This is a genomic window from Candidatus Neomarinimicrobiota bacterium (assembly GCA_036476315.1).
In the GTDB taxonomy this organism is placed as follows: Bacteria; Fidelibacterota; Marinisomatia; order Marinisomatales; family S15-B10; genus JAZGBI01.
In genome coordinates this window covers 1-13,346 of sequence record JAZGBI010000021.1, presented here as the reverse complement: position 1 = coordinate 13,346, position 13,346 = coordinate 1, and the positions used below count along the sequence as shown (strand labels likewise).

At 48.4% G+C, this 13,346-nt stretch carries 14 protein-coding genes and 1 tRNA gene; all 15 read left to right on the top strand.

Going from position 1 to position 13,346, the window contains the following annotated elements; genetic code table 11:
- A partial coding sequence (locus V3U24_02480; GenBank protein ID MEE9166316.1) for an EF-Tu/IF-2/RF-3 family GTPase occupies positions 1 to 601 on the top strand: 601 nt, incomplete at its 5' end.
- A gap of 115 nt (positions 602 to 716) precedes the next feature.
- Positions 717 to 998, top strand: a complete 282-nt coding sequence (locus V3U24_02475) for a DUF503 domain-containing protein (GenBank protein MEE9166315.1) — start codon at positions 717 to 719, stop codon at positions 996 to 998.
- A complete protein-coding gene (gene rbfA, locus V3U24_02470; protein MEE9166314.1) occupies positions 995 to 1,360 on the top strand; it encodes a 30S ribosome-binding factor RbfA in 366 nt (121 codons plus the stop codon). Before V3U24_02475 ends, rbfA begins: the two co-directional genes overlap by 4 nt.
- 5 nt (positions 1,361 to 1,365) lie before the next feature.
- Positions 1,366 to 2,016: a tRNA pseudouridine(55) synthase TruB gene (gene truB, locus V3U24_02465; protein MEE9166313.1), complete on the top strand. Its 651-nt coding sequence runs from the start codon at positions 1,366 to 1,368 to the stop codon at positions 2,014 to 2,016.
- Positions 1,995 to 2,948 (top strand): bifunctional riboflavin kinase/FAD synthetase, encoded by a 954-nt coding sequence (locus V3U24_02460; GenBank protein ID MEE9166312.1) that lies wholly within the window; start codon positions 1,995 to 1,997, stop codon positions 2,946 to 2,948. Before truB ends, V3U24_02460 begins: the two co-directional genes overlap by 22 nt.
- Positions 2,939 to 3,208 carry a 30S ribosomal protein S15 gene (gene rpsO / locus V3U24_02455; protein MEE9166311.1) on the top strand — a complete coding sequence of 90 codons (270 nt, stop codon included), beginning with the start codon at positions 2,939 to 2,941 and terminating at the stop codon, positions 3,206 to 3,208. Before V3U24_02460 ends, rpsO begins: the two co-directional genes overlap by 10 nt.
- Positions 3,209 to 3,230: 22 nt before the next feature.
- Positions 3,231 to 5,450, top strand: a complete 2,220-nt coding sequence (locus V3U24_02450; GenBank protein ID MEE9166310.1) for a polyribonucleotide nucleotidyltransferase — start codon at positions 3,231 to 3,233, stop codon at positions 5,448 to 5,450.
- Positions 5,431 to 6,546, top strand: a complete 1,116-nt coding sequence (ald, locus tag V3U24_02445) for an alanine dehydrogenase (GenBank protein ID MEE9166309.1) — start codon at positions 5,431 to 5,433, stop codon at positions 6,544 to 6,546. The genes V3U24_02450 and ald overlap by 20 nt, the downstream gene beginning before the upstream one ends.
- A 156-nt stretch (positions 6,547 to 6,702) precedes the next feature.
- A complete protein-coding gene (locus V3U24_02440) occupies positions 6,703 to 7,065 on the top strand; it encodes a MerR family transcriptional regulator (GenBank protein MEE9166308.1) in 363 nt (120 codons plus the stop codon).
- Between the two features lie 210 nt (positions 7,066 to 7,275).
- A tRNA-Pro gene (locus tag V3U24_02435) sits at positions 7,276 to 7,350 on the top strand.
- A 1,445-nt stretch (positions 7,351 to 8,795) separates the two neighbouring features.
- Positions 8,796 to 10,556, top strand: coding sequence for a PQQ-dependent sugar dehydrogenase (locus V3U24_02430; GenBank protein MEE9166307.1), 1,761 nt, complete (start codon positions 8,796 to 8,798; stop codon positions 10,554 to 10,556).
- A 160-nt stretch (positions 10,557 to 10,716) separates the two neighbouring features.
- Positions 10,717 to 11,436: a DUF2490 domain-containing protein gene (locus V3U24_02425; protein ID MEE9166306.1), complete on the top strand. Its 720-nt coding sequence runs from the start codon at positions 10,717 to 10,719 to the stop codon at positions 11,434 to 11,436.
- A 218-nt stretch (positions 11,437 to 11,654) separates the two neighbouring features.
- Positions 11,655 to 11,888: a hypothetical protein gene (locus tag V3U24_02420; protein MEE9166305.1), complete on the top strand. Its 234-nt coding sequence runs from the start codon at positions 11,655 to 11,657 to the stop codon at positions 11,886 to 11,888.
- 131 nt (positions 11,889 to 12,019) lie between these two features.
- Positions 12,020 to 13,045, top strand: a complete 1,026-nt coding sequence (locus V3U24_02415) for an extracellular solute-binding protein (GenBank protein ID MEE9166304.1) — start codon at positions 12,020 to 12,022, stop codon at positions 13,043 to 13,045.
- Positions 13,046 to 13,297, top strand: a complete 252-nt coding sequence (locus V3U24_02410; GenBank protein MEE9166303.1) for a hypothetical protein — start codon at positions 13,046 to 13,048, stop codon at positions 13,295 to 13,297. It abuts the gene before it with no gap.
- Positions 13,298 to 13,346: the final 49 nt, after the last annotated feature.

Sequence of the window (13,346 nt, the reverse complement as noted above, 5' to 3'; positions counted from 1 at the left end):
CGTTATCAAGGCGGATGTTGACGGATCGGTTGAGGTGCTCATGGATGCTCTGTCGGGACTCCCTGACGAAGAGGTGAAGGTGGAGGTGGTTCATAAGGGTGTAGGATCAATCTCCGAATCGGATATCCTTCTGGCTGCGGCCTCAGGTGCCCTTGCCATCGGTTTCAATGTGGAGGCAAATTCCAACGCAAAGCTCCTGGCCAAGAACAACGGTGTTGACATTCGACTTTATGATGTCATCTATGATGCCATCAATGAAATCAAACTGGCTCTTGAGGGACTTCTGGAGCCTGAAATTGTTGAGAAGATTCTCGGAAAAGCCGAGGTGAAACAAGTCTTCAAGGTTCCCAAAATCGGCTTCATCGCGGGATGCTCTGTGATTGAGGGGGTAATTTCCAGAAAGGACCGGGCCCGGTTGGTACATGATGACGAGAAGGTTGTTGAAGGTTCCATTACCTCCCTCAAGCATTTTCAGGACGACGTAAAATCCATCGAGGAAGGAAAGGAATGCGGCATCGGAATTGAAGGGGTCAGGAAGTTTGAGGTTGGCGACATTATTGAAACCTATGCAACTGAGGAAATCAAGAGGATCCTTGCCTAGCGCCGAGACCTCCAGTTTTTCCAATTCTATGCTTCTCCATCCACCATCTGGAGTTCGTGGACAGTCCCGCCGTCGCGCAACGCCGCATCTCGCATAGCAACAAAGGCCTCAAGAGTTGGCTGTTGGCATTTTGCAGATCGAGCTTCGTCTTCTCAGTCCACATTCGTTGAAAGAAAAACGGTCCATACTGCGACCTGTGAAGAAGTTTCTCCAGAAAGACCACAAAGTCTCTGTGGCTGAAGTTGGAAATCATGATGTGTGGCAATCGTCATCTCTTGAGATTGCAATGGCGAGCAACGATCCATCGAGCCTTCACGGGAGACTCACCAGGATCTCCGATATTCTGGAGTCCCGCTTTCCCGTAGTGGTTACGGGCGAGAAATTGGAGATCGTATGAGATTCCGGCCTTATACGCGGTCTGACCGTTTTGGCCATGAACTTAAGCGAATCGTCAGCGAAATAATCCTCAAGGAAGTACAGGCAAATCATCTCGATCTTATTACGGTGACTCATGTGAAAGTCTCAAGCGATCTGAAACATGCCAAGGTGTATGTCAGCGTTCTCAACCGGAACATTCCCAAGAGTGATGTGGAGAGTTTCTTCAGTGACCGGGCCAAATACATCCGAAGAATAGTGGGGGGAAAGATTGTGGCGAAATCGGTCCCTGAATTGAGATTCTATTACGATGACACTTACGAAGAGGTCGAAAGGATCGACCGGATTCTCGCGGAGATTGAAAAAGACCGTTCCGGGCCCTGATGATCGTGACAGTAGACAAACCACGGGGATGGACTTCATTTGACGTGGTGAAAAAGATACGTGCCATTTCCGGGGAGAGAAAGGTGGGGCATGCCGGTACCCTTGATCCCTTCGCCCAGGGGGTATTGGTCCTTGGCATCGGGCGCAAAGGAACAAAGCAACTGGGTCGTTTGGCTCTCCTTGAAAAAGAGTACGAAGCTCGTCTGAGGCTGGGCATCGGGACCGATACGCTGGACTGCGATGGGAAAGTCATTTCGCGCATGCCGCTGCCTCAACTTTGCGAAAAGGACATCAAAGAGGTATTTCGTAGCTTCACGAGAACGGTCATGCAGACACCCCCGATGTTTTCGGCAAAAAAGGTAGCAGGTACACGGCTATACAAACTGGCTAGACAAAACATTGAAGTGGACAGGGCGCCAGTGGCTATTGAGATCAAGTCGCTGACTTTGAACTCTTTTTCAGAGGATACTATCGACTTTTCCGTTACGTGTTCGAAGGGTACTTACGTAAGGCAGCTGGGGGCGGACCTCGCTCTAGCCCTGGGAACTGTGGGCCATCTCGTTGCTCTGAAGCGCATGAGAGTTGGACATTTTACGCTCGAAGAATCCAAAGGACTTGAAGAGCTATCGAAAAAATGGTTATCTACCGCCGAATAGAGGATGTTGAGCCGGTGACAAATACCGTTCTCACCATCGGTTCTTATGATGGACTCCACCGGGGACACCAGGAAGTCATCAATCGGACAGTCGCGGCCGCCGGTGTCCTGGGAAATCAGTCGGCGTTGATCACCTTCGATCCTCACCCGAAACGAGTTCTCCGTTCATCACAAAGATTCCATCTGTTAATGGACATCGACAAGAAGCTTCGACTCCTTGAAGACCTGGACGTGGACATCGCTTTGGTGATTCCGTTCACTCACGAGTTCTCGAAGATGACTGCCGGGGAGTTTCTTGAGGATGTGGTCGTGCCGTGTTTTCACCCTGTCAAGATCGTCATAGGCATCGATCACCGGTTCGGTCATGATCGGGAAGGGGACGGCATTTTTCTCGAAGGATACGGGAAGCGGGGCTCCTTTGAGGTGGAAATCGTCGACAGTGTCAAAGATCAGGAGGAGAGACTGAGCAGTACGCACATCCGAAACCTCATACGCCAGGGAAATGTTCAGAAGGCCTCGCTCGAATTGGGATGGGTTTTCGGGTTTGATGCAGTTGTTGTAAAAGGATCAGGCAGGGGTCACCTGCTCAATTTCCCCACGACGAATTTCATTGCCAAAGATCCTGCCCAGCTGGTGCCGAAAAGGGGTGTCTATTTTGCACGAGGCGTCATAGACGACAGGTGCTTGCACGGTATGTGCAATCTGGGCTATCGCCCCACATTCGGAGAGAACGAATTCTCCATGGAGATACACTTTCTTGACGATTTGGAAGGTGATATGTACGGAAAATCCTTTGAAGTTCAGTTTCTGGAAAGAATCAGAGATGAGAAAAAATTCGATTCCCCACGGGAGCTGGTGGAACAGCTGAGAAAAGACAGGCGATTCTGTCTTAGTCTCGTCGGCAAATACAGGCAGGAGGAACCATGCCCCTAACTAAGGAAAAGAAAAAAGAACTGGTGAATAGATTCGGCTCAGGTGAATCTGATGTGGGCTCGGTGGCCGTACAGGTTGCTGCGCTCACGGAGAGAATCAACACCTTGAACGAACACTTTCAGCAACACAAAAAGGATCACCACTCCCGGCGAGGATTAATCAATATGGTGAACAAACGGAGGAGATTGCTCAAGTACTTGATGAGAAAGGACTACGAAGGGTATCAGAAACTTATCGCTGAACTGAAGATTCGGAAATAAGAAAGGAAATACCGGAATAGATATGGAACAGAGAAAACGATCTATGGAATTGGCTGGAAGGACGCTCACTTTGGAGAGTGGTCTAATGGCCAAACAATCGAGTGGGTCTGTGACCCTGACTTATGGAGATACGGTGGTGCTCGTGGCTGCCAATGCGGCACAGGAACCCCGTGAAGGGATAGATTTTTTTCCACTTTCGGTTGAGTACCGCGAGCGAGCGTATGCCGGAGGAAAGATCCCTGGAGGCTTTTTTAAGCGTGAAGGGCGACCCTCGGAAAAGGAGATACTCGCGTGCCGACAGACCGATCGTCCCATCCGGCCTCTTTTTCCTGATGGATTCCTCTGCGAAACTCAGGTCATGATCAGTCTCCTCTCAACGGATCAGGAGAACCCGGCTGACATCCTGGGAACTATCGGAGCCAGTGTGGCCCTCATGATTTCCGATATTCCCTGGAACGGTCCGGTAGCCTCCGTTCGGGTGGGCATCATCGATGGCAAGCCTGTTTTGAATCCCACCCGCACCCAGCTCGAATCGAGCACCCTTGATCTCATACTCACCGGAAACGGGGAATCCATCATCATGATCGAGGGGGAGGGGAAGAAAGTATCCGAAGAACAAATCGTTACTGCCATTGAATATGGTCGTGAGGCCGTAAAAGATATCGCGAAATTTCAGATGGAATTCATTGAGGGTCTCGAGGTGAAGAAAAGACCCGCGGAAGTACCTGAAATCGATGCTGATCTTGCAGCCGAAATTGAGAAGCGAACGGACGGAAAAATTGACAAACTCGTTTCCATCACCGATAAGAGTGAAAGGCGGTCAGCTCTTGCCTCGTTCACGGATAAAGTGATCGACGATCTCGAAGAGAGGTTTCCTGAGCAGTCAGGAACCGTCAAGAGTCTTATTTCGAAGAAATTCAAGGAAACGATCAGGAAAAGGATTGTGGAAAACGGTCTTCGAATAGATGGGAGGGACATGAACAAGGTCCGCCCTGTCTCAATCCAGCTTGGAATCCTTCCGAGGACGCACGGCAGTGCCCTCTTTACCCGGGGTGACACTCAAAGCCTGGCCACCGTTACGCTGGGTTCAAAGGCGGATGAACAGTTTGTGGATGATATCGACGGTGAGTTCAAGAAGAAGTATATGCTCCATTACAATTTCCCACCCTACAGTGTTGGAGAGGTACGGCGGTATCTCGGCGTTAGCAGGAGGGAAGTTGGCCACGGGAATCTGGCGGAGCGGGCGTTGAAATACGTAATGCCTTCCTTCGAGGACTTTCCCTACACTGTCCGTGTCGTCTCGGATATCCTTGAGTCGAACGGCTCCTCTTCCATGGCCTCGGTTTGTGCGGGTTCCCTCGCTCTTATGGACGCAGGTGTTCCCCTGGAGGATGCGGTTGCGGGTATCTCCATCGGCATGGTGAACCAGGATGGTAAAACGGTGCTTATGACAGATATACTCGGTGATGAGGACCACTTCGGAGATATGGACTTCAAAGTGGCTGGCACGCGCAAGGGGATAACTTCGTTACAGGTTGACCTCAAAATCGGGGGAATATCTCTCGATCTCATCCGCTCCGCCATCGAAAGGGCTAGGGAAGGTCGGTTGCACATACTCGATATCATGGAAGAGCATATTGAGAAACCGAGGGAGTCCCTTTCCCCCTACGCTCCAAGAATATTGCATATGGCCATAGACCCGGCTAAGATTGGCGAATTGATCGGTCCGGGAGGCCGGAACATCCGCTCCATCATACGCGAAACGGAGTGCGCAATCGACGTGGACGATGACGGTATGGTTGTCATTTCATCACCTTCGCCGGAGAATTGTGACAAGGCAAAGAAGATGGTGGAATCTCTGGTGACAGACCCTGAAGTGGGAATGGTTTTCGAAGGCGAGGTGAAAAGGATCACCAATTTCGGCGCGTTTGTGGAGTTTTCCCCCGGCAAAGATGGCCTGCTTCACATCAGCGAGATCTCCCACAGCCGGACAGAGAAAGTCGAGGACGAGTTGAGCGTGGGGGATAAGATCAAGGTGAAGGTCATCAAGACTGATGACTACGGCAAGTTCGACGTAAGCCTGAAAGCACTCATCGAGCGTCCGAAAGGCCTTGACGCCCACTCGCATGGACGACGGGAGGGACAATCATTCTCCAGGTCGCCTCGCCCTCAAAGTGGAAGGAAGCACTCTTCGAATAAGCCGAGGAGGGAGTCGGGTCCCGATGATCGTCGGCGTTCCTAAGGAAATAAAGCTCCAGGAGTCAAGAGTTTCCGTAACACCGCACGGTGCTTCCGAATTGAAGGAGGCCGGACATACGGTCCTGGTGGAACAAAGCGCCGGGGTGGGCAGCGGATTCACCGATGAAGAATATGCAGCTCACGGTGCAGAGATCTGTGCCGGTATAGAGCCGGTTTACTCCAGATCAGACATGATCGTGAAGGTGAAGGAGCCCTCTGAGAGGGAGATTGCGCTTCTTCGGGAAGGTGCCATCATGTTCACCTATTTCCACTTCGCTGCTTCCAAAGAGCTGACGAAGGGGTTTCTCGACACCGCAGCAACTGGCCTGGCATATGAGACGCTTGAGCTGCCCAACGGCTCCCTGCCCTTACTCATGCCCATGAGTGAGGTGGCTGGGAGAATGGCCGTTCAGGAGGGCGCGAAGTACCTGGAAACTAGGCAGGGCGGTAAGGGAGTTTTGTTGGGAGGCGTACCCGGAGTTGAGCCCGCGACCGTGATGGTACTCGGGGGTGGAGTCGTGGGATCGAATGCTGCCAAAATCGCCTCAGGTCTTGGAGCACAGGTGTACGTTCTCGATACCAATCTTGAGCGTCTCAGGTACCTTGACGACACTATGCCCAAGAACGTGATTACTCTCTTCAGCAACCGGCACAATATTACATCCCTTCTGCCAAAAACTGACCTTCTCGTCGGGGCGGTCCTTATTGTGGGGTCAAGGGCCCCGAATCTGGTTACGAAAGATATGCTTTCGCTCATGGAAGAGGGGACCGTCGTCGTGGACGTGGCCGTTGATCAGGGTGGGTGCGTGGAAACGAGCAAACCCACCAGTCACGAAGCTCCGATTTACGAGGTTGACGGTGTGATTCACTACTGTGTTCCAAACATGCCCGGTGCCGTTCCTATCACATCAACTCTGGCATTGACAAACTCAACACTTCCGTACCTTCTTATCGTGGCAAACAACGGTCTCGCAGGTGCCGTCGAGCTTCGTAGAGAGATTGCGACGGCGGTCAACACGTGCAAGGGACACATCACCCACAAGGGTGTCGCTGAGGCGTTTGACCTCGATTATCGGCCGCCTGTAAGCGTGCTGAATTAGCGGTTTGTATCTTTTGCGACCCTGCTATTCTACTAAAGTCTCTGCGATCCCGCCTTCTTAGCCGTCCTTCCTTATAGATTCTGTTCAAATGCGAGACTCAATTATTTCTTGTGACAAGGCGATAATTTTGTTAATATCAAGTAAAACTTTAAGTGTATGTCACCTGCCGAACCAGAGATCAAGAAACTATATTATTCTATCAGTGAAGTCAGTGAACTCACGGGATTGAAGCAATATGTGTTACGATATTGGGAGACGGAATTCTCTGTTTTGCGGCCTCAGAAGAACCGTGCGGGCAACCGGATTTACCGGCAGTTCGATATTGACACAGTTCTGAGGATAAAGGACCTTTTGTACAGTGAGAAGTATACTATTGAGGGTGCCCGTCGCCAGTTGAAGTTGGAGTCCAGCGGGTCGGTCGCTTCGAAAGGCTCACTGGTTGAAGCAAAGTATAGGGATGTGATAAAGACAATAAAGAAAGAGCTTCAAGAGATGCTTGAGCTCCTCAGTCATACGTAATTCGTGTCAGGTAACCCGTGACACCGATTGACTACTGAATATTGACAATTAAAGACACGGAGAAGTGTTCCGTAGGAACTCCTTGGGAGAAGACATGGAGAACTGGAGAAATGATACGTGTCTGCCCGCCGTAATGAAATGAAGGCGGGATGTGTAATTCGTAATGCGTAAGACTGCCTACTGCAAACTGCCGACTGCAAACTGGTGATTCGGAGCGTGGCGCAGCCCGGTCAGCGCACCTGAATGGGGTTCAGGGGGTCGCGGGTTCGAATCCCGCCGCTCCGACGCGATGACGTCAATGGGTCGGCTACTGCTGACCCTTTTGCGATTGTCGCGGGTTCCCCCGATGAAATCGGGGCGCCGCTCCGACCACCAAATAAACCACGCATAGTACCGACAAGAACCCGTCCTTCGCGAGGGGTTTCTTGTATCTAAAAGTATCAAAGATGCAATATTCTAGACGAGGTTCATCTTGCCAATGCTAGTCAAACCTGCTCAAATAATAGTCAATTTGGGATACACTTTTTCGGGATACGCTTGAGATTTGGGCTTAATGGTTTTCAATGAGTTCTCCCTGAAGCGAAAAACCCCTAGGGGGTGTTGCCCTATTTTACAATATTTGAAGCTGTCGGCCCGCAAGATGCTATTGATCAAATAACTTCCAGCCACTGTAACACCCACCCTCTCACCTTCTTTCCTGTAAAGATTTTCTGATTTTGTTTTATTAAAATCTGCAAAGTTCAATCAATTAAATCGGAGACAGAAAATGAAACAGCTACTGCTATCTTTTTCTACAGTCATATTTGCTGTGCTATGTGCGGTAACATTGAGGGGTTTTATTTACGGTGACCAACAGGGTGATCCCGAATATTATATACTGCTTTTCAGCATGTTAATTGGGGTGTCATCTACACTAAGCCTTTGGCAACTAACCAAACAAACCTGAACCAAATGAACCTGAAATACCCCAGAACAGTTCAAGAGGTTGGAGGAGTTCTCAAATTTTTCTCATGAATGAGCCCATTCCGGGAGTTCATCAATCGTGTCGAAGGTGGTGAGATTAGGTCAAATAATACCGTTTTCGGGATACAATTCTGTTTCACCCCACATGATGGAGACCTTGTGATCCTACTCAAAGACCGGGGCTAGCAGTTCGCTCAATGTATTCAACAGAATTCTCCGCCCAACGAAATCAGGAAATTGTAGTCCCCAAAAGACCGGTGTGGGGTGATATGTCAGCGCCGTCCGCGCATTTTCTCGCCAATTTTTGAGATTTTGCTACTCAATCTCTTTCTATATTACTGATACGAGGAGTGAACTGAAACTCTCTTCAGGGCCAAATAATGTTTTTGCCAGCGAATTTTGTGTACCCTGGATTTTCAGAGTAACTCTCGATATTATTGCAATCACTGCGAAAGTGAAAAATCGAAATGACTCAAGTGTGACAATTTTGGGTCGAAATATTCATATTTAGTGATGTTTTTGACATCAAGAATGGACGAGCAAATCCACTCCATTCTCGTTAATTTCTCGACGCCAGTAACTCTGGTTGATGACGAGGTTCTCATTGGGTTTGATCGAGCCGAACTCTCTGAGCCATCGCATACCTCCGGAGGAGGTTAAGTGAGTTTCTTGAGCCAAAATCGAAAGGCGGTATCTTGAGACTGATCAGGTCCACCGGTGTTTGGCGAATCAGGCACCACATATTGCTTGCGACTATTCCACTTCTGGTGCCTTCCGCGTCAATTTCACAAGTTCAAGTCGAGCTTGCTTTCCCTAATCTGAACTTTCAAAAACCACTCGACTTGCAACATCCTCCTGATGGATCGAATAGACTCTTTGTGGTAGAGAAGTCAGGTATGATTTACGTGTTTGAAAATGATCCGAATGTCATGGAAAAGAAGGTTTTCTTGGACATCAGAGACAGTGTCTTTGATGCGGCACCGGAGGCAGGGCTTCTCGGACTGGCCTTTCACCCAGATCATATGAACAACGGATACTTTTACGTGAACTACACAAATGTCCGCCCAGGTAATGAAGATAGTATGTACACGATCGTCTCTCGTTTTAGCGTGAGTGATAACGACCAGAACTCTGCAGATGCTGAAAGTGAAGTGACGATTATTCGCATTCAACAGCCTCTTGAGCACCACAACGGCGGTCAGATCATATTTGGTCCGGACGGCTACTTCTACATTGGCATGGGTGACGGAGGTCTTGGGGGCAATGGACAGAACCTGGAAACACTACTCGGTGCTCTCCTGAGAATAGACGTTGATAATCCCCAGGGGGATTACAACTATGGCATTCCGGAAGACAATCCTTTTGCTGATAGTTCCATGGGTAGGGAGATCTTTGCCTACGGGTTCCGGAATCCTTGGAGATTCAGTTTCGATGCCATTACGGGGTCGATCTGGTTGGGAGATGTGGGGCACGTAAGGTACGAGGAAATAGATATTGTCGTGGCAGGGCAGAATTACGGCTGGGATATTGTCGAAGGAGCCCATTGCTATGACCGGTACAGGCCCTCGTCTTCACCGACAGGATGTGACACGACGGGACTGACCATGCCCGTCTGGGAGTATGGCCGAAGCTTGGGCGAGGCCATCATTGGTGGGTTTGTTTATCGCGGATCCCAGATTCCTTCCTTGTATGGTAAATACATTTATGGTGACTTTGAGTTTGGGACCGTCTGGTCATTGGACTACAATGGGATCGATCCTCCTACGAGCAGTGAGCTTTTCCAGATGGGTCCCTGGTCAGTTACATCATTTGGTGTGGACAAAGACAATGAACTCTACATCTGTACGTTCAATGGTAAGATTTACCGTATGGAACGGGCAAGTCAACCTGCTGAGCCGTTCGATCTGATATTCCCCTATGACAGTACGACTATCGAAATTACCCAGGATAATTTCTGGACGGATACCCTTTACTTTGCATGGGAGGAGTCCGGATATCCGGTAACATATAGCTTTGTCTTAACGGAGGGACTGTCGATATTCAACTTTGGTGAGTCAACAATTAACACAAGGAAAGTTCCCTATTACCAGATCAAGAATGTTATGTACTCGGCCGGAGTTGAGATCGTAACCGGGACCTGGACGGTTGTGGCCTCAGATGGGATCGTGAAGAGGGAAGGGGGTAATGGGCCTTTCACGCTCACTATCGACGGTAGTGGGGTCAGCGTGGAGAGAACTGACCTTATTCCTGGAGTTTTTGCCTTACACCAGAACCACCCCAATCCCTTCAACCCTGTGACAACGTTGCAGTATGACTTACCGGAGCGATCTGAGGTAGTACTCACGATCTATGATATTCTTGGAAGAGTGGTAAGAACTCTTGTTCAGGGAATGGAGCAGCCGGGGTATAAGTCAGTAACATGGGATGGGACCGATGATCGGGGGGAGATGGGGAGTGGTGGCGTTTACCTGTATCAGATCAGGATTGGTGATTTCACCCAGACCCGGAAAATGGCCCTTTTGCGCTAACCTACCGTTTCTTGAAACAGTGTTCAAATGGGTTCCTCGTGATTTCCCCCGATTGAGTCGCCCGACATTAGATAAAAGATGGCATCTTTCCAACTAACCTGATCTATTCATGAGTTTTCATCCCGACTTATCGGGACCCTTTGGTGGATAATTCATCAGAATGAATATTAATCTGGTACAAGTGTTTATTATTCTTTTACATAAGCAATATCAGAATAATGCTGATGAATTATCCAGGCTAAGACGTCTGTTGACAATGTCCATTCTGTGGGCAAGTCTCCCTTATTCAGCTTTCGGTCAGAGCGACTGGCGTTACTGGAATGAACTTAGATTTGTTCGAATCATCTCACCACAATTCTCGTATCATGTTAAATCTGAGCAGCGCTGGATCGCCAATTCACGAGATCTGGGGTTACACAACTACGCGTCGGGGATCTTGCTCCGATCAAATGATTATTGGAGTATCGAAGCAAATGTTAAGCATGAATTGGATCGAAATGAATCCGGTTGGAAGCCAGAGTGGAGACTGGAGTTCATTGCGAAAGCCGCTTCTGGTTACAAGGGATTTACTTTCGGTGTGAACACGCGGATGGAATATCGCCGGTTCAAGGATCTGACCAAATGGAGATGGCGGGAAAAGCTTCTGCTCCGCAGAAAAGTTGTTGCGTTTGGATGCCAGTGCAATGCCTTTCTTGCTAATGAGTTTTTCTATGATTTTATGGAAAAAAACCTTGTCCAGAACCGGGCCGACATTGGAATGACTGTTCCCGTCAGAGGAGCTTTCGCCATTGCATTCTTTTACCGTCTTAAAAGCAACCTACGATCGGATCGATGGCTACACAGTCATGTTGTTGGAACGAAGTTTTCGTTTTCCCCATAGAGACAAAATTCATAAGAATGCCGAATGGGATTCAGAGAACCTTTTTTCTGTTAGTTTCGCCAGATTCTATGCTATCATTGACCCCAATAAGAGGAATTACATAACATCGGGTTGCTGCCATCACCAGTTTTTGGCCTCAATGAAAATGGACGCCAGTGATCTTATCATTTATCACGACACGATTCCGCTCATTGAAGGCAATAATGATAGAATGAATCATGGGGGAGTATAAGGCCGAAAGTTTGGCCGCTTCCCATAAACATGCATTTTGTCGTTTCATACGATATTCTTACATTTATGATGCCAGGGCAAATAGACTTACCATGGCAATCGATGCGTTCCATCCGATTAACAATACAGAAAGCGTTTATGCCGGGTTTGAATGGTCTGCGGAGGAAGGATTTACCCTGGAAGAGGGGCAAAGTATAGATCATTTGGACAGTCTTACATAAGAACTGATTACCTTTACGCTGGTCTTGATCGATTAGGAGAGGTTCAAAGATTTATGCTGTTCTTAAGATTATGGACCTTCCAGCCAACATATCGCATTCTTTTCAAGATAGTCCATAGTTTTGCCTGTGCAATGAGACGTTACCCACCACTTCTTCTCACCTTGCTCTTATTGGTAGGCTGCAGTAGAGATCGTGGTGGAGATGACATCGAGTATTGGTGTGCCTCCAATATTTTCGAGGTGGAATTTGCCAGACAGGTGGTGAATCTATGGAATGCCGACACCAGTCACCGCACGGTTCGACTTCAGCCTGTTCCTGAAGGACAGTCCAGTGAGGAAGTAATCCTGGCAGCTGTTGTCGGCAAAACAACGCCCGATATCTATTCCAACATGTGGCCAGGGGCCGTTGAACAATATCGTGAAGCGGGCGTGATACTCCCCTTCAACTCTTTTCCCGATTTCAGTGATTATGTTGATGAACGATTGCCCGAAAGTCTTATCAAACAGTTTATCTCTTCCGATGGGAGATTCTACCAGTTTCCCTGGAAAGGAAATCCACTTTTGATGGCGTACAATAAAGAGCTTCTTAACGACTTCCTGGAGTGTGATCTACCGAGAACATACGAGGACTTCTATCAAATCGGAGAAAAACTAAGCCAGCGCCTTGCCGACACCGGAGTGAAACAGATCTGGATGCTTGATCCCAACATCACGCCGTTATGGTGGCAACGCTACTTCGATTTTTACACCTTCTACGTTTCCGCCAGTCAGGGAAGGACTTTTATCTCCCCTGAGAAAGAGGTTTTCCTTAATTCTTCTGCTGGACAGCGCGTGTTTGAATTCTTTCGTGAAGGATACAGGAAAGATCTTATGCCAATTAGCTTGTTCAAAGAAGATATTTTCTTGATGGGTCGACTGATATTTCATATTACAGGCCCATGGTCAAACTCACATTATGAACGGTTTGCTCCTGAAGGATTTGAATGGGGTTATACTCCCATTCCAGTCCCCGAAGAAGGCATGCTGCCTTACACGTACGGGGACACAAAGAATATTGTTATCTTCAGCGATACTCAGTATCCGGACGACTGCTGGGAATTCATTAAGTTTATGACTTCTAAACAAAATGATTATCTTTTTATGCAAGTGACTCAATAGATGCCCTTGAGAAAGAACCTCTTGAGCGATACACTGTTTGTGGATTTCTTTGCACACAATTCGTGGATGAAGATTTTTGCGGAGCATATACCCTATATTGTAGGTTTGGACCAATCATTGTACTTGCAGGAAATCTTCGATAGGATCTCCAAGGCCTGGCATGCTATCGTGATTTACCGGGTTAAGAATGTGGAAGAAGGCCTGTCTGATCTGAACCGACATATTCAGCTGCAGGTAAATCGGGAAAAATGACAGAATTAGTAATGACAAAAAGAGAAGAAAAATACGCCTGGGGATTGGT